Raw genomic sequence first — 16,401 nt, forward strand, 5'->3', positions numbered from 1 at the left:
TTCTCCGAACCGATTTGATCCGAGGGCACGCCCCGCCGGTAACCTGAAGCATTCGCTCTGAAGCGCGTCCGCTTCCTCCAGGAGCGCATCGCTTCGTCGCCCGTCGTCGTAATGAAGAGAGCACCGTGGCCGCCGACAAGATCGACACCATCGTCAGCCTGAGCAAGCGCCGTGGCTTCGTATTCCCGTGCAGCGAGATCTACGGCGGTCAGCGTGCCGCCTGGGACTACGGACCGCTGGGTGTCGAGCTCAAGGAGAACATCAAGCGTCAGTGGTGGCGCTACATGGTGACGTCGCGCGAGGACGTCGTCGGTATCGACTCGTCCGTCATCCTGGCCTCCGAGGTCTGGGTCGCCTCCGGTCACGTCGCCACCTTCTCCGACCCGCTCACCGAGTGCACCGCGTGCCACAAGCGCTACCGCGCGGACCACCTGGAAGAGGCGTACGAGGAGAAGAAGGGCCACGCCCCGGCGAACGGCCTGGCCGACATCAACTGCCCCAACTGTGGCAACAAGGGCCAGTTCACCGAGCCCAAGCAGTTCTCGGGTCTGCTCTCCACCCACCTCGGTCCCACCCAGGACACCGGCTCCATCGCCTACCTGCGTCCCGAGACCGCCCAGGGCATCTTCACTAACTTCGCCCAGGTGCAGACCACTTCGCGCCGCAAGCCGCCGTTCGGCATCGCCCAGATGGGCAAGTCCTTCCGCAACGAGATCACGCCCGGCAACTTCATCTTCCGCACCCGCGAGTTCGAGCAGATGGAGATGGAGTTCTTCGTCAAGCCGGGCGAGGACGAGAAGTGGCAGGAGTACTGGATGCAGGAGCGGTGGAACTGGTACACCGGCCTGGGTCTGCGCGCCGAGAACATGCGCTGGTACGAGCACCCGCAGGAGAAGCTCTCCCACTACTCCAAGCGCACCGCCGACATCGAGTACCGCTTCCAGTTCGGCGGCAGCGAGTGGGGTGAGCTGGAGGGCGTCGCCAACCGCACCGACTACGACCTCGGCGCGCACTCCAAGGCCTCCGGCCAGGACCTGTCGTACTACGACCAGGAGGCGAGCGAGCGCTACACGCCGTACGTCATCGAGCCGGCGGCCGGTGTCGGCCGCACGATGCTGGCGTTCCTCCTCGACGCGTACACCGAGGACGAGGCGCCCAACGCCAAGGGCAAGCTGGAGAAGCGGACGGTGCTGCGCCTCGACCACCGTCTCGCCCCGGTGAAGGTGGCGGTCCTCCCGCTGTCCCGCAACCCCGACCTGTCCCCGAAGGCGAAGGGCCTCGCGTCGGCGCTGCGGCAGAACTGGAACATCGAGTTCGACGACGCGGGTGCGATCGGGCGCCGTTACCGCCGCCAGGACGAGATCGGTACGCCGTACTGCGTCACGGTGGACTTCGACACGCTCGACGACAACGCGGTGACCGTGCGCGAGCGGGACTCGATGAAGCAGGAGCGGGTGTCTCTCGACCAGATCGAGGGTTACCTGGCTGCTCGGCTCGTGGGCGCCTGAGGGGTTGCCTCGCTGGTGTGATTGAGCGGCTGCGGGTTCGTCGTGGCTGGTCGCGCAGTTCCCCGCGCCCCTTATGGGGCCGGGGAACTCGGCGTTTACAGGTCCAGGTCGGCGAAGAACCTTCTCGCCGATCGAACCCCAGCCCATGGCGGGCAGCAGGAACTGGCGGACGTCGCGGGCCTTCAGCTTCTCGGTCAGCGGCGTGGGCCGGGGCCGCTGCGGGTCCTTGCCGTCAGCCAGCCGCCCTTGCTCAGGGTCTGGCCGGGGTAGACCTTGCGGGCCGCGCCGATGAGCGAGCTGCCCCGGTGGAGGTGGAGGCTGTACCAGGGCGCCTTCATGCCCCGGTACATGGTGTTCAACCACAGGACTCGGTCTTTCCGGACCCGGTGCCGGTGGTCACGAGCGTGGGCTCGGGCTGGTGCCCGTCCTTGCTGGTCAGCCGGGCGAACGTCTCCGCCTGGTGGGCGTACGGCGGCGGGAAGTCCGCCGGATGCCAGTCCAGCTGCCGCTCCCAGCCGTCGGCCGCCGGCCGGAGGGGACGCCGGATGCGCAGATAGGGATGCGGAAGAGCCCGTCGGTCGGGTCGGTGAGGAAGGCCTCCAGGGCGTCCCCGTCCCGTCGAACTGATCGAAACCGATCACGTTCCACTCTACGAGCAGGGTCGGACAGGTTCACGGGGGCTTGGCCTCTCCCCGACCAAACGGGCCCGGCAGGCTCGTCCCGGCAGGCGTGTCGGCCCGGCAGGCGTGTCGGCCCGGCAGGCCGCGCCCCTCGGAGCGCTCCGGCGGTACGGCACAAGCCGCGCAGCCCAGAAGGATGATATTCCCGGAACTTCCGCCATCTGCCTTCCTGTTACTGGTAGAAGAAGCGACACAGCGCGGGCCGTGGGACGCGGCCCACGTGGGGAGGGCGGGGGAAATGGGACGCAGGCACATGGTGTACGTGCTGCCCGGGATCGGCGGCAGCGTGCTGGAACGGCCCGCAGGCGGCGGCAAGCCGCCGGAGGTGGTGTGGGACGCGGGCTTCGGCGACATCGCCGGCCTGCTGCGCCGGCCGGACCGGCTGGCTGTGGGCGAGCCGCTGCGGGCGACCGGTCTGATCCGCTCCAAGCGGCTGCTGCCGGGCTGGACCGTCGTCCCCGGCTACGAACGGCTGGTGGCGAACCTTCAGGCGCTGCCGGGTACGGTCATCGACACCGGGCACCCCGAGAAGCGGAACCCGGCCGCGAACGTGGTGCTGTTCCCGTACGACTTCCGCCTGGGTGTCAGGCATGCCGCGCAGCTGCTCGCGGCCGATGTCCACGACCGGCTGAAGGACCTCGCACCGGCCGAGCGGGCCGGCCGGGTCGTGGTGGTCGCCCACTCGATGGGCGGTCTGGTCGCCCGGCACTGGCTGGGCCCGCTGGAGGGCTGGCCGCTGTGCCGGGCCCTGATCACCCTCGGCACCCCCCACCGCGGCGCCCCGAAGGCACTGCACCTGCTGGCCGACGGCGTACGGGTGGCGGGAATCCGGCTGGACGGGGTGAGCGACCTGCTGGCCCAGTGGCCGTCGGTGGCCGAGCTGCTGCCCCGCTACCCGATGGTCTGGGACACCGCCGCGGCGGCTCCCCTCTACCCCCACGATGTGCCCCTGCAGCACCTGCGCTCCCTGGCGAAGCAGGGTTTCGCACTGCACGAGGAGATCGAGCAGGCGTGGCAGGCCATGCCGCGCACCGGCGTCGAGCCGCAGGTGGTGCCCCGGCTGGGCTGGAGTCACCGCACCCCGGGCTCGGCGGTGTGGGACGGCCGCACGCTGAAGGTCGGCAAGAAGCTGCCGGCCTGGCTGGAGCTGGCGGGCTGGGAAAAGGACCACGGCGACGGCACCGTACCGGCGATCTCGGCCGTGCCGGTGGAGATGGACGGCCACGACACCTCCGGCTGGCGGGCCCGCGACCGCCACGGTCCCATCGTCTCCGCCGACTGGATTCCCGGCCTGGTCGAGGTCTACGAGGAACGGCAGCGGCTGACCGCGGCGCGCGGCGAGGAACGTGAGGCCGCCCTCGGCCTGGGCATGGACGAACTCCACGCCCAGGGCGCGACGATCCCGCTGGAGACACGGTTGCGCGGCGACAGCCTGCCGCCGGAGGCCACCGCCGATCCGAGCGGGCTCGCGGTCTGGGCCACCCTGCGCCCGGTGCACGGCCCGCGGGCCGCGGTCGCCGAGGTGCGGCTGGAGTGGGACGGCGACCGGGGTGCCTACGTCACCGAACTGCCCGGCCAGGAGCCCGGCCTGTACGACGTGCGCGTGAGTGTGCGGGCCGTGCCCGGCGTCGGTGACCTGTCCGCGTCCGACTCCCTCGCGGTGGTGGCCCCATGAGCCCCGTCGGCTCCTGGCCCCGCTGGTCCCTTGACGGGGAACCGGCCGCGCTGGCCAAGTACGTGCTGCCCGACGAGGTCGCCGCCCTGCTGCACCTGCCCGGACCCCCGGCCGACAGTCGCATCGGGCAGACCCGGGCTGTCTACGAGGCGCTGGCGGGTGCCGGGATCACCTACTCCCACGAGGCGCCCTCCGACGATCCCGGCCGCCAGGTCGTCCGCCAGCCCGGCGAGGTGCTGTGGTGCCCCCGGCACGCCACCTGCCTGGATCTCTCCCTGATCTTGGCCGGCGCCTGCCTCCACGCCGGCCTGCACCCCTTCGTCCTCATCCTCGACCCACCCGAATCCGGACGCGCCGCACACGCCCTGCTCGGCGTATGGGTCGACGACGTCACATCCGACGATGACGACGACATCCGGATGCCGGACGCGGACGTGTGGACCAGCCGCCCCGACGGCTTCGACGACCTCGTCCAGACCGACCCGACCGGGCCGTCGAGACCACTTCTGCTGCTGGACCCGGTGGGCGTCGCGCACGCCCTGCCCCACTCACCCATCCTCGGCACCGGCGCCGCCTTCGCCGACGCCGTACACGCCGGGGCCCGCTACGCCCGTGAGTGGAACTGGCGCCTGGCCGTGGACATCCGCCGCACCTGGCGCAAGCAGGACACCCACACCCCCGCCGGCCGGCCCACCGACGAGCCGCTGCGTTCGCCGTACGTGGCCCTGGACCCGCTCGTGCACCGGCCCTTGCAGGTGCTGCGGGCCGAGCACGCGGTGGTGCCGTTCCAGGCCCGGGACGAGCTGACCATCCTCACCGACTGGTGCCGCACCGTGGCCGCGGGGCCTTACACCGGCGTCACCGTCATCCACGGCGCCGGCGGCGCGGGCAAGACCCGCCTCGCCCTCGAACTCGCCCACCAGCTCGCCACCCGCCACGGCTGGTACACCGGCTACCTGCGCGAACACCCGACCGGACGGGACTGGCTGGGCACCGTCGTCTCCCCCACCCTCATCGTCCTCGACTACGCCGACGCCCGCACCGCCGACGCCGAACAGCTCCTGGCCCTCCTCAAACGCCGCACCGACCGAGGCGCCGCACCCGCCGTCGTCGTCATGACCGCCCGCGCCGTCAACGGCCAGTGGCTCACCGCCCTGAGCAAGGCGTGGAACAACGACGGACATCTCGTCCGCATGCGCGACCCCCTGCACCTGCCGCCCGAACACCCCGCCGGCGCCGCCCTCTTCCGCCGCGCCGCCCGCGTCTTCCACCACGGTCCCGATGACGAACTCGACCTCGATGCCGCCGACCGGGCCGCCCCCGCCGACTGGACCACCCTCGACTACATCCTGCTGGCCCTGCTCGCCGCCCGCAGTTCTGACCGGCTGCCCACCACCCGTGAGGATCTCTACGAAGAAGTCCTCACCCACGAACGCGCCTACTGGGCCCAGACCTACAAGAAGAACGCCGGTCTGGGCCGAGACGCCGACGCGCCGCTCGACGTCCTCAACCAGGCCGTCGCCAGCCTCACCCTGCGCGCACCCACCACACGCAAGGAAATCAACGCCGCGTTACGAGCCGTCGAGGAACTGTCCGACGACGCGCCATGGCGTGAGACCATCCGCACCACCCTGGCCACCTGCCTGCAACCCGGCCCCGGCGAACCCCTCGTGCTGCGTCCGGACCCCATCGCCGACCACCTAGCCCTCCACGAACTCCACGACGACGAGGACCTGCTCCCCGCCGTCCTGAACGGCCTCGACGGCGATCCTCTCCTGGCCGCCCTGCGCCAGCTCAACCGCGCCGCCGCGGCCGCGCCGGACAGTGCCACACGCATGGTGCAGGCATGGATCAGCGCCGAGGCGGACCGCTGGCAGCCAGTCCTCCAGGTTGCTGCGGAACAAGGCGGTACCGCGCTGGCCGCCCTCCGACAACTGATCGACGACGAGCCGCCCGCGCCCTGGCTCGCCGACATCTCCCGCGCCATCCCCTTCACCACGATCGGCCTGCCCGAACTCGGCCTGCACACCGACCTGCGGCGCCTGGCGGTCCTGCGGGCCGATGCCACCACCCAACCCGCCGACCTTGCCGAGCAACTCCAGCGCACCAGCCACCGCCAATTCGCCGCCGGGGACCGGCGGGCGGCGCTCGCCTCCATCACCGAAGCCGTCGACCACTACCGCGCCCTTGCCCAGGCCGACCCCGCCGCTCACCTCCCCGACCTCGCCGGTTCCCTGAACAACCTCTCCAGCTGTCAGAGCAAGACCGGAGACCGGCAGGCAGCACTCACCTCCATCATCGAAGCCGTCGACCACTACCGCGCCCTTGCCCAGGCCGACCCCGCCGCTCACCTCCCCGACCTCGCCCTGTCCCTGAACAACCTCTCCGGCTGTCAGAGCGAGACCGGAGACCGGCAGGCAGCACTCACCTCGGTCACCGAAGCCGTCAAGATTCGCCGCACCCTTGCCCAGGCCGACCCCGCCGCTCACCTCCCCGACCTCGCCGGTTCCCTGAACAACCTCTCCGGCTGTCAGAGCAAGACCGGAGACGGGCAGGCAGCACTCACCTCCATCATCGAAGCCGTCGACCACTACCGCGCCCTTGCCCAGGCCGACCCCGCCGCTCACCTCCCCGACCTTGCCCTGTCCCTGAACAACCTCTCCGGCTGTCAGAGCAAGACCGGAGACCGGCAGGCAGCACTCACCTCGGTCACCGAAGCCGTCAAGATTCGCCGCACCCTTGCCCAGGCCAACCCCGCCGCTCACCTCCCCGACCTCGCCGGTTCCCTGAACATCCTCTCCGGCTGTCAGAGCGAGACCGGAGATCGGCAGGCAGCACTCACCTCCATCATCGAAGCCGTCAAGATCCACCGCGCCCTTGCTCAGGCCGACCCCGCCGCTCACCTCCCCGACCTTGCCATGTCCCTGAACAACCTCTCCGGCTGTCAGAGGGAAACCGGAGATCGGCAGGCAGCACTCACCTCCATCGTCGAAGCCGTCGACCACTACCGCGCCCTTGCTCAGGCCGACCCCGCCGCCTACCTCCCCTACCTCGCCATGTCCCTGAACAACCTCTCCGGCTGTCAGAGCGAGACCGGAGATCGGCAGGCAGCACTCACCTCCATCACCGAAGCCGTCAAGATCCACCGCGCCCTTGCTCAGGCCGACCCCGCCGCCCGCCTCCCCTACCTCGCCATGTCCCTGAACAACCTCTCCGGCTGTCAGAGGGAAACCGGAGATCGGCAGGCAGCACTCACCTCCATCGTCGAAGCCGTCGACCACTACCGCGCCCTTGCCCAGGCCGACCCCGCCGCCTACCTCCCCTACCTCGCCACCTCCCTGAACAACCTCTCCGGCTGTCAGAGCGAGACCGGAGACCGACAAGCAGCACTCACCTCCATCACCGAAGCCGTCGACATCCGCCGTACCCTCACCCAGGCCAACCCCGCCGCTCACCTCCCCGACCTCGCCATGTCCCTGAACAACCTCTCCAACCAGCAGAGCGAGACCGGAGACCGGCAGGCAGCACTCACCTCCATCACCGAAGCCGTCGACCACTACCGCGCCCTCACTGAGGCCAACCCCGCCGCCTACCTCCCCGACCTCGCCGGTTCCTTGAACAACCTCTCCAATCGGCAGAGCGAGACCGGAGATCGGCAGGCAGCACTCACCTCCATCACCGAAGCCGTCGACCACTACCGCGCCCTCACCGAGGCCAACCCCGCCGCCTACCTCCCCGACCTCGCCATGTCCCTGAACAACCTCTCCAATCGGCAGAGCGAGACCGGAGATCGGCAGGCAGCACTCACCTCCATCACCGAAGCCGTCAAGATCCGCCGTGCCCTCACCGAGGCCAACCCCGCCGCTCACCTCCCCGACCTCGCCATGTCCCTGAACAACCTCTCCAATCGGCAGAGCGAGACCGGAGATCGGCAGGCAGCACTCACCTCCATCACCGAAGCCGTCAAGATCCGCCGTGCCCTCACCGAGGCCAACCCCGCCGCTCACCTCCCCGACCTCGCTGGTTCCCTGAACAACCTCTCCGGCTGTCAGAGCGAGACCGGAGATCGGCAGGCAGCACTCACCTCCATCACCGAAGCCGTCAAGATCCGCCGTGCCCTCACCGAGGCCAACCCCGCCGCCTACCTCCCCGACCTCGCTGGTTCCCTGAACAACCTCTCCGGCTGTCAGAGCGAGACCGGAGATCGGCAGGCAGCACTCACCTCCATCACCGAAGCCGTCAAGATCCGCCGTGCCCTCACCCAGGCCAACCCCGCCGCCTACCTCCCCGACCTCGCCATGTCCCTGAAGAACCTCTCCAACCAACAGAGCGAAGCCGAAGTCGCCTCTTCCGCCTGGGAGGACTCTCTCGCGGACCTGGAGTTCAGCCCTCTCGCCCAAGCGGAACTCCGTTCCCACTACGCCGCGTACCTCGCCGCACACGTTGATGCGAGTCTCGCGGTCGAGCAACTCGTCCGGGCAGCGCAAGCCTGCGTTGCTGGCGACCGATCGCCCCTGAGCCGGGCCAGGCAACGGGTACGGGGTACCGCAACACGCCTCGGCATCCAAGATCCGCAACTTCCCGATTGGGCCGTCGACCCCCTCCCCGACGACGTTCTGGAACTTCTCGACCAATGGGCCAGCGCCACCGACTGGCCCACCACCGAGGCATTCCTGCACGCGCATGCCGACCGGCTCCGGCAACCGGACTTCCGCCGTGGCCTGGAACTGGCTGCGGCTCTCTTCCCCGAAAGCCCGGACATCGACAACCTCACCGAGTTCCTCGACCAGGTCGAGGCCGAAGGCCTTGTCGTCATCCTGGACCGTGGAAGGCACGACAACGAGGTACGTCAGACGCTCGACGCGTGGCTCTCAACTCGTACCTGGACGGAGTCCAAAGACTTTCTCGACGGGCACGACAGCATCCTGCGCGCACCGGAAGTCCAGGCGCTGCTCGCCGGTGCTGACGCGCCCGAGGCGCGTCAGCACCTCGCTATCCTCCAACTCACCGAAGGCCTCTCCTCCGACCAGGTCTATGAGATCGTCACCGACCCGGACGTCGCGACCGAGCATGCCTTCGCCGCTGTCGACCAGGCAGATGTCCCGCTCATGCGCCGCGTCGTGACCGCCCACCCGGGCCTGCTCACCGGCATCACCGGGGCGTTCTTCGCCACCGTGTCCGCTGTGGCCGGCGGTGCCGCAGACCAGGCTCGTCAGCTCGCCCAGGTCATCGCCGAGCACGGCACCGACACCCAGCGCCGTGCCTACGCGATCCGGCTCCGTGCTCTCGCCGGGCTCCCCGCCGCGCTGGCCGGGGCAGGGGAACTCGCCGATCTCATCCACCCCGACAAGCACTCCTGATCGGCTGCTGGGCCAGAGCCGGAGCTGCGACTGACCGGGGCCCGCCTCTCGTTGCTCAGGCCCCTGGGCGCGTACTCCGCCCACACCGTCTTGCCCGGTCCCTCGGCGCGCGGATGCCAGTCCCAGCGGGTGGCCAGGTGGGACACGAGGAGGAGTCCGCGCCCGGCCTCCTCGGCCCCCGACCCGTTCGGGACGGCGGCGGGGCGGCGCGGGAGGCGTTCCGCTCGGGTGTCGGTGACCTCGACGCGGGCGGTTCCGGAGTGGGCGTCGACGTGCAGGCGGAGGTGGAAGTCCCGGCCGGGGACATGTCCGTGCCGGACGGCGTTCGCGGTCAGCTCGGCGACGATCAGCACGATGTCGTCGTGGGCCTCGGTCCCGTAGGGCAGCCCCCAGGCGTCCAGCCGGACGGCCGCCAGGCGACGGGCGAGCCGGGCTCCACGGGGCGTGGAGGTGAAGCACATCTCGAAGGCCTGGTCACGGGGACCGGAGTCGGCCCTCACCTGCGGGGCGGGAGTGGGGCTGTCGGGCTTGGTCGTCATGCCGAATACGGTCCCGCCCGTGGCGAGGCGCGGCCAGCGATGACGCGCTGACGCCTCCCGCTGTACGCACGGCGTCGGTACGGGTACGAGGCGTGACGCCGACACCCCTGACCGACGCCTCGCCCTGCCCTCCGTGGACTCGCGCACCCGCGTCACCGCCACCGACAGCAGTAGCCGTAGGAACACGTTCTGCGGTTCTGGCCGGCGTAGAGCGTGCGTTGTGCGGCGTCGCTTGGCTGGTGATGCGCGTGGTGTCAGTGGTGCCAACGGGGCTGCCGGGCTTGGTCGTCGTACCGAAACGCGGTCCCGCCGGTGGCGTAGCGTGACCGGTGGTGACGCGCTGACGCGGGCCGTTGTACGCGTGGGGTGGGTGCGGGTACGAGGTGTGCGGCGTATCGGTGTTCCCTGCGGGGGCGTTGGGCCAGGGAGGCGGTGTTCGATGACTGAGCGTACGGCTACGGCGACGGCTGCGGCTGCGGGACCGGAAGAGGGCTTTCCGCCGGGCGAGGGCGGTGGAGGAGTCGTGAGCCCCGGGGCCGGCGGCGAGAGCGGCAACGGTGACGGAGGGCGGCCTGGTGACGACGTCGGCCGGGCCGTGATGGCGGCGTTCGGGCAGGCCATGAAGACGTTGCGGTTGCGCGCCGGGCTGGATCGCGAGGAGTTCGGGCGGCGGATCGGGTACTCCACCGCCACGGTCGCGTCGTACGAGCAGGGACGGAGGACTCCGTCGCCTCGCACGATCGACAAGGCGGACGAGGTGTTGGTGGCGGACGGACTGCTGTGCCTGTGGAAGGAGCAGGTGGAGCGGGCGCAGTATCCGGTGTTCTTTCAGGGGATGGCGGCCTTGGAGAAGGAGGCCGTTGAGCTGGTCGTGTACGACACGTTGGTGGTCAACGGCCTCCTCCAGACCGAGGAGTACATGAGGGCGTTGCTCGGCATGCGGTGCCCTCCACTCGACCCAGAAACCATCGAGCAGCGGGTGATCGCACGACTCGCTCGGCAGGAGATCTTCGATCGGCGGCCCGTACCGCTGTTGAGTTTCGTGATGGACGAGTCAGTACTGCGGCGCCGATACGGCGGAAAGGGCGTGCTGCGGGGGCAGTTGGAGCAGCTCCTGCTGATCGGGCAGAAGAGGAACGTGGCGCTCCAGGTCATGCCGCTCGACAGCGACGAAAGCGCCGGTGTGGACGGACCGTTCACGATCGTCTCGCGCAGTGACGGAAAGAGGTTCGTCTACGCCGAGGCGCAGGGAACCAGCGCTCTCCAGACCGACCCAGAACAGGCGGTTCTCGCTGCTGCCCGTTATGGGATGATCCGATCACAGGCTCTCACTCCGCGAGAGTCACTGGAGTTCATCGAAGGGTTGCTGGGATCGCTATGAACATCGTCGAGTCCTCGACCGTCGTATCCGGCCTCGCCTGGGTCAAGAGCAGCTACAGCGGTGCTGAGGGCGGTCAGTGTGTAGAGGTCGCTGCCGCTACGGCAGTTGTGCATGTCCGGGACTCCAAGGCCGTCGCCGGGCCCGTTCTCATCGTGTCGCGTGCGGCGTGGGCGGGGTTCGTCGGGCTGGCCTCGTCGGAGCGGGGCGTCTGACGCTCGTGCGATCGCGAGAGCCCTGCCGGTTCCTTTCGGACGGCAGGGCTCTCTTGTGGGTGGGGGTGCCTGTCAGTTCTCGGCGTCTCCCGGGGGCCGGGTGTCACCGGGTTCCCAACCGGCCTCGCGCAGACGCCGGGTGAACTCGGCGTTGAAGGTGGCGATACGGATGGTCATACGCCCTCCTGAGGGCCGCGCGGCCGAGGACACGGCCGACAGCGGGCACCTCGAATTCTCCGAGAGCGGATGAATGGTGTCCAACGGAGCGCCAGGGAAGCTTCCGTAGTTCCGGGAAATTTCTCCTACGACCCACCAATCCGGACCCGCCGCCGGTTCCGAAGGAGAGGGCACACGGCCCGCAGAGGGCGGGCCGCGCATCTTCACGGGGGCGTTCATGCGCAAGCAAGCGGTCATCGGCGTACTGACCATGGCGGTGGCGATCGGCACGGTCGGTGCCGTCGGAACCGGGGCACTGGGCGGATCCGGGGCCTCGGGCGGATCGCCGGTGTCGAAGGAGGTCTCGGCGAACGAGTCCTCCGAGACCGGCACCGGCACTGGGAGCGGTACCGGGACCGGCGTCGAGTCCAAGGGCGGGTTCCTCGGCGGGGCGAAGGTGCCCGGCGGGCTGAAGGCCGTCGGCCTCACCGCCGACCAGCGGCTCGTCGTCTTCCGCGTCGACAAGCCCGGCGCCGCCGTCCCGCTCGGCAGGGTCCGGGGCCTCAAGGGCGACACCAGGCTCGTCGGCATCGACTACCGCGTCCAGAACAACAAGCTGTACGGCGTCGGGGACAAGGGCGGGGTCTACACCCTCCGCGAGGTGGGCGCCAAGGCCACCAAGGTCTCCCAGCTCACCGCCGCCCTCCAGGGCACGGCGTACGGCGTCGACTTCAACCCCGCCGCCAACCGCCTGCGGGTGATCAGCGACACCGGCCAGAACCTCCGCCACAACCTCGACGACCCCCAGGGCGCCCCGGCCGCCGGCACCACGGCCGTCGACGGCACCCTCACCAACCCGCCGGTCCCGCCCGCCACGGCCGGCGTCACCGCCCGCGGGGTGACCGGGGCGGCGTACACGAACAACGACCTCGACACCACCACCGCGACCACCCTGTTCGACCTCGACACCGTCCAGGACCAGGTCTCCGTCCAGTCCCCGGCCAACGCGGGCAACCTCGCCCCCACGGGCAAGCTCGGCGTCGACGCCCCGCTGAACACCGGATTCGACATCTACAGCTCGGCGGGAAGCGGGGTGAACGCCGGGTACGCGGTGACGGGGGCGCGGCTGTTCACCGTCAACCTGCTGACGGGGAAGGCCAGTTCGGCGGGGACCTTCCCGAAGGGCCGCCAGGTCGTGGACCTGGCGATACCGCTGCGACAGGGCTGACCGACACGACGGCAGGGCGAGAACGGAAGAGCGGCTGACAGATGACAGCTGACAGATATTGAAATCTGTCAGCTGTCATGCCATCGTGGGGGCATGACGACCACACTGCAGACCCGCACCCTCGGATCCACCGGCCCCCAGGTCTCGGCCCTCGGTCTCGGCTGCATGGGCATGTCCGCGCTGTACGGCGGCGCCGACCGGGCCGAGTCCGTCGCGACGATCCACGCGGCCCTCGAAGCCGGCGTCACCCTGCTGGACACGGGCGACTTCTACGGAATGGGCCACAACGAACTGCTGATCGGCGAAGCCCTGCGCGCCGCGCCCGCGGCCCACCGGGAGCAGGCGCTGATCAGTGTCAAGTTCGGGGCGCTGCGCGACCCGGACGAGGGCTGGTCCGGCTACGACGGCCGCCCGGCGGCGGTGAGGAACTTCGCCGCGTACTCCCTCCAGCGCCTCGGCACCGACCACATCGACGTCTACCGGATCGCGCGCGTCGACCCCGACGTGCCGATCGAGGAGACGGTCGGCGCCATCGCGGAACTCGTCGCGAAGGGGTACGTCCGCCACATCGGCCTGAGCGAGGTGGGCGCGGAGACGATCCGTCGCGCCGCCGCCACGGCCCCGATCGCGGACCTCCAGATCGAGTACTCCCTCATCTCGCGCGGCATCGAGCGGGAGATCCTGCCGACCACGCGCGAACTGGGCATCGCGGTCACGGCGTACGGCGTCCTGTCCCGTGGGCTGATCTCCGGCCACTTCGCCCACGACCGGCAGCTGGCGCCGGGCGACTTCCGGGCCGTCTCCCCCCGCTTCCAGGGCGAGAACCTCCGGCACAACCTGGACCTGGTCGACGCCCTGCGGAAGATCGCCGAGCAGAAGGGGGCGTCCGTCGCCCAGATCGCGATCGCCTGGGTGCTCTCGCGCGGGGAGGACGTCGTCCCGCTCGTCGGGGCCCGCCGCCGGGACCGCCTCGCGGAGGCGCTGGGCGCGCTGGAGGTGACCCTGGACGCGGCCGACCTCGCGGCGATCGAGGACGCCGTACCGGCCGGCGCGGCAGCCGGCGAACGCTACCCCGCCGCCCAGATGGCACACCTCGACAGCGAGCACTGATCCGCCCGCCGGGTACGGTTCCCCCATGTCGCCGACCTCCGAGACCCTGACCGCCGAGCGCATCCTCGAAGCGACCGAGGAGGTCCTGCGCCGCCACGGGCCCGCCAAGGCCACCGTCGTCGACGTGGCCCGCGCGCTCGGCGTCAGCCACGGCAGCGTCTACCGCCACTTCCGGACGAAGGCGGTGCTGCGGGGGGCGGTGACCAAGCGCTGGCTGGACCGTACGACGGCCGACCTGACCGCCCTCGCCGCCGAGGACCGCGGTCCGGAGGACCTGCTGCGCGCCTGGCTGGCCGCGCTCTTCGAGGCCAAGCGCCGCAAGGCGGGCGACGACCCGGAGCTGTTCGCCACGTACCAGGTCCTCACGGAGGAGAACGGCCAGGTCGTCGGCGCCCATATCGCCGACCTGACGGACCAGTTGACCCAGATCGTCGGCACCGGCGTGGACTCCGGGGAGTTCGCCGCCACCGACCCGGCCGGCACCGCCCGGGCCGTCTTCCACGCCACGGCCCGCTTCCACGACCCCGCCTACGCCCCCGCCTGGCGACAGCCCGACATCGAGGCCCAGTTCGAGGCGGTCGTGGAGCTGGTGGTGCGCGGCCTGCGCACCCGCTGACGCCGTCGTCCCGACCGGGGCGCCGTGCCCCCGCGGGCTACGCCACGCAGAACTCGTTGCCCTCCGGGTCGCGCATGACCCACCAGTGGCCCGCCGGGCCCCGGTCGAACTCCTCGACGCGGGTGGCGCCCAGGGTCTCCAGACGGGTGGCCAGGGTCTCCAGGCCGTCGGGGCCCGCGTGGACGTCGATGTGGAGGCGGTTCTTGACCGTCTTGGGTTCGGGGACGTCCTGGAAGAGGAGGCGGCGACCCTTGCCGATGCCGGTGAAGGGGTCGTACGGGTCGTCGGGATGGCGGACGGCGGCGTACCCGCGGAAGACGTGGTGGCCGTGGTGCTCGGCCACGGCGGCCTCCGGGAGGTCGCCCGTGGAGAGGAGGTGCGTGATCAGGGTGCTCGGGTCCTCCACCTCGTATCCGAGCGCCGCGGCCCAGAAATCGGCCAGGGGCTGGGCGTCCCGCGTGTCGATGACCAGCTTCCAGTTCAGTGCGGCAGTCATGTAACCGGTTATATTGGTTACGTGGGTTCGTCGTCCAGGGCATCGACTCCGAAGGGGGTGTCGGGAGTGTCGGGCATCCGGCTCCGGTCGTACTCGGGGCACGTCTACCGGTTCGATCCGGGCGCCCTCTGCCTGGAGCTGCTCGTCACCGGCGGCCCCGGCGCCCTGATCCGTCACGAGGTGCTGCACACCCCCGAGGACCTGGTCCGCTGGGCCGATCAGTCCCGGCTCAGCCCCACACCCCCCGCCCTGCGCATCACGGACGACGACGTCGCGTACGCCCGTCGGCTGCGGGACGCACTGGCCCGTACGGTCGTCTCCCGGGTCTGCGGCGGCGGCCTCCCCGAGCTGGGCATAGAGCCGGCGGACGCCGCCGACCTCGACCTCGTCAACGAAGCGGCCGCCCGTCCGCCGCTCGCCCCCGCCATCGGCGCGGACGGCTCCCGGGGCTGGGCCGACGGACCGGCCACCGGCGCGCAGCTGCTGTCCACGGTCGCCCGCGACGCCGTCGACCTCCTCACCGGGCCGTACGCGCAGCGGATCCGGATGTGCGCCGGCGACCGCTGCTACCTCCTCTACGTCGACACCTCACGCCCCGGCCGCCGCCGCTGGTGCTCGATGGAGCACTGCGGCAACCGGCACAAGGTCCGGGCCCACCGGGTACGCCGCTCCGGGGTCGAACCGGCCGAGCAGTCGGGTGGTGACTGGCCGAGCAGCCGAGCAGAAGTCCCAGCGAAAGGGTGATCCCCATGTCCGCTCGATCCACCGGACTCACCAAGGACGCCGGATGGCAGGTCGGGGTCTCCCGCACTCTGCCCCAATCACCCGCCACCGTATGGGAGTTCATCAGCGGGCCGCGCGGTCTGGAGCTGTGGCTCGGGGCCGGGGCGCGGCTCACCGGCGAGCCCGGTTCCCCGTACGAGACCGACGCGGGGATCGCCGGCGAGGTGCGCGGGTACCGGCCCGGTGACCGCATCCGTGTGACGTACGGCGACACGACCGTCCAGGTCGCCGTCTCGGCGGCCGGCGGCGGCAGGTCCGTGCTCGTCTTCCACCAGGAAGGCATGGCGGGCCCCGAGGAGCGGGAACGTCAACGGGCCCACTGGCAGCGTGTGATGGACCAGGTCGCCGAGGAACTCGATCGACCGGCCTGACGGCAGGGGCCCGAGGACCTACCGCGGTGACGAGTCCGTCGGGTCCACCGTCGCCTGATGGGCCTCGGCGAGGTGCTCCTCGGCCTTCAGCCACGGCAGGAACTGCGCGCCCCTGCGCCAGCCGCAGGTGTCGCAGCTGATGGTGCGCTGCACGCCCGAGCGCCGGACGCGCACGGTGTGTTCCCGGCCGTGCTGGTCCCAGCGGGTCACCTTGCTCGTGTCGATCTGCTGCATGACGTCTCCAGCCGTATGGTCCGCGCGGTCCACGAGGTCCGTGAGGAGTGTG

Annotated in this window: 13 protein-coding genes and 1 pseudogene; 10 read left to right on the forward strand and 4 right to left on the reverse strand. The window is 70.5% G+C overall.

Annotated elements, in window-relative coordinates; genetic code table 11:
• Window positions 1-125 precede the first annotated feature (125 nt).
• A complete protein-coding gene (locus K1J60_RS29725; protein ID WP_220648876.1) occupies window positions 126-1,508 on the forward strand; it encodes a glycine--tRNA ligase in 1,383 nt (460 codons plus the stop codon).
• 194 nt (window positions 1,509-1,702) lie between these two features.
• Here K1J60_RS29725 and K1J60_RS29730 read toward each other — a convergent pair whose 3' ends face one another.
• Window positions 1,703-1,846 carry a hypothetical protein gene (locus tag K1J60_RS29730; protein WP_220648877.1) on the reverse strand — a complete coding sequence of 48 codons (144 nt, stop codon included), beginning with the start codon at window positions 1,844-1,846 and terminating at the stop codon, window positions 1,703-1,705.
• Window positions 1,847-2,426: 580 nt separating this feature from the next.
• On the opposite strand from K1J60_RS29730, the gene K1J60_RS29735 reads away from it, so the two are divergent.
• Both K1J60_RS29735 and K1J60_RS29740 read left to right on the forward strand, forming a co-directional pair.
• A complete protein-coding gene (locus K1J60_RS29735; RefSeq protein WP_220648878.1) occupies window positions 2,427-3,863 on the forward strand; it encodes a lipase/acyltransferase domain-containing protein in 1,437 nt (478 codons plus the stop codon).
• On the forward strand, window positions 3,860-9,223 hold the full coding sequence (locus tag K1J60_RS29740; protein WP_220648879.1) for a tetratricopeptide repeat protein: 5,364 nt from the start codon (window positions 3,860-3,862) through the stop codon (window positions 9,221-9,223). Before K1J60_RS29735 ends, K1J60_RS29740 begins: the two co-directional genes overlap by 4 nt.
• 71 nt (window positions 9,224-9,294) lie before the next feature.
• On the opposite strand, the pseudogene K1J60_RS29745 reads toward K1J60_RS29740, so the two are convergent.
• Window positions 9,295-9,762: pseudogene (locus tag K1J60_RS29745) on the reverse strand (ATP-binding protein); the annotation flags it as partial.
• Window positions 9,763-10,285: 523 nt separating this feature from the next.
• Here K1J60_RS29745 and K1J60_RS29750 point away from each other — a divergent pair.
• The 5 genes from K1J60_RS29750 (at window position 10,286) to K1J60_RS29770 (ending at window position 14,465) form a co-directional block, all read left to right on the forward strand.
• Complete coding sequence (locus K1J60_RS29750; protein ID WP_398683527.1) at window positions 10,286-11,143, forward strand: helix-turn-helix domain-containing protein; 858 nt, start codon at window positions 10,286-10,288, stop codon at window positions 11,141-11,143.
• Window positions 11,140-11,355 (forward strand): DUF397 domain-containing protein, encoded by a 216-nt coding sequence (locus K1J60_RS29755; RefSeq protein WP_220648881.1) that lies wholly within the window; start codon window positions 11,140-11,142, stop codon window positions 11,353-11,355. Before K1J60_RS29750 ends, K1J60_RS29755 begins: the two co-directional genes overlap by 4 nt.
• A gap of 394 nt (window positions 11,356-11,749) precedes the next feature.
• Window positions 11,750-12,739 (forward strand): DUF4394 domain-containing protein, encoded by a 990-nt coding sequence (locus tag K1J60_RS29760; RefSeq protein WP_220648882.1) that lies wholly within the window; start codon window positions 11,750-11,752, stop codon window positions 12,737-12,739.
• Between the two features lie 93 nt (window positions 12,740-12,832).
• Entirely contained in the window at window positions 12,833-13,849 is a 1,017-nt protein-coding gene (locus K1J60_RS29765; protein WP_220648883.1) for an aldo/keto reductase, read from the forward strand.
• A gap of 25 nt (window positions 13,850-13,874) precedes the next feature.
• Entirely contained in the window at window positions 13,875-14,465 is a 591-nt protein-coding gene (locus tag K1J60_RS29770) for a TetR family transcriptional regulator (protein WP_220648884.1), read from the forward strand.
• Between the two features lie 37 nt (window positions 14,466-14,502).
• Here K1J60_RS29770 and K1J60_RS29775 read toward each other — a convergent pair whose 3' ends face one another.
• A complete protein-coding gene (locus tag K1J60_RS29775; RefSeq protein ID WP_220648885.1) occupies window positions 14,503-14,961 on the reverse strand; it encodes a VOC family protein in 459 nt (152 codons plus the stop codon).
• A gap of 66 nt (window positions 14,962-15,027) precedes the next feature.
• On the opposite strand from K1J60_RS29775, the gene K1J60_RS29780 reads away from it, so the two are divergent.
• Window positions 15,028-15,705: a CGNR zinc finger domain-containing protein gene (locus K1J60_RS29780; protein WP_220648886.1), complete on the forward strand. Its 678-nt coding sequence runs from the start codon at window positions 15,028-15,030 to the stop codon at window positions 15,703-15,705.
• A 5-nt stretch (window positions 15,706-15,710) separates the two neighbouring features.
• Window positions 15,711-16,115 (forward strand): SRPBCC family protein, encoded by a 405-nt coding sequence (locus K1J60_RS29785; RefSeq protein WP_259407974.1) that lies wholly within the window; start codon window positions 15,711-15,713, stop codon window positions 16,113-16,115.
• An 18-nt stretch (window positions 16,116-16,133) separates the two neighbouring features.
• Here the strand turns inward: K1J60_RS29785 and K1J60_RS29790 are convergent, their stop codons facing one another.
• The gene (locus K1J60_RS29790; protein WP_220648888.1) at window positions 16,134-16,349 is read right to left on the reverse strand and encodes a hypothetical protein; all 216 of its coding nucleotides are present in this window, start codon (window positions 16,347-16,349) and stop codon (window positions 16,134-16,136) included.
• Window positions 16,350-16,401: the final 52 nt, after the last annotated feature.

Origin of the sequence: Streptomyces akebiae (assembly GCF_019599145.1) — a bacterium.
GTDB classification, from domain to species: Bacteria; Actinomycetota; Actinomycetes; order Streptomycetales; family Streptomycetaceae; genus Streptomyces; species Streptomyces akebiae.

What these genes read in the sequence shown, in the direction of transcription:
- K1J60_RS29730 (WP_220648877.1), bottom strand. Translation starts at nt 1,846, where the DNA reads ATGAAGGCGCCCTGGTACAGCCTCCACCTCCACCGGGGCAGCTCGCTC.
- K1J60_RS29735 (WP_220648878.1), top strand. Translation starts at nt 2,427, where the DNA reads ATGGGACGCAGGCACATGGTGTACGTGCTGCCCGGGATCGGCGGCAGC.
- K1J60_RS29740 (WP_220648879.1), top strand. Translation starts at nt 3,860, where the DNA reads ATGAGCCCCGTCGGCTCCTGGCCCCGCTGGTCCCTTGACGGGGAACCG.
- K1J60_RS29755 (WP_220648881.1), top strand. Translation starts at nt 11,140, where the DNA reads ATGAACATCGTCGAGTCCTCGACCGTCGTATCCGGCCTCGCCTGGGTC.
- K1J60_RS29760 (WP_220648882.1), top strand. Translation starts at nt 11,750, where the DNA reads ATGCGCAAGCAAGCGGTCATCGGCGTACTGACCATGGCGGTGGCGATC.
- K1J60_RS29765 (WP_220648883.1), top strand. Translation starts at nt 12,833, where the DNA reads ATGACGACCACACTGCAGACCCGCACCCTCGGATCCACCGGCCCCCAG.
- K1J60_RS29770 (WP_220648884.1), top strand. Translation starts at nt 13,875, where the DNA reads ATGTCGCCGACCTCCGAGACCCTGACCGCCGAGCGCATCCTCGAAGCG.
- K1J60_RS29775 (WP_220648885.1), bottom strand. Translation starts at nt 14,961, where the DNA reads ATGACTGCCGCACTGAACTGGAAGCTGGTCATCGACACGCGGGACGCC.
- K1J60_RS29785 (WP_259407974.1), top strand. Translation starts at nt 15,711, where the DNA reads ATGTCCGCTCGATCCACCGGACTCACCAAGGACGCCGGATGGCAGGTC.
- K1J60_RS29790 (WP_220648888.1), bottom strand. Translation starts at nt 16,349, where the DNA reads ATGCAGCAGATCGACACGAGCAAGGTGACCCGCTGGGACCAGCACGGC.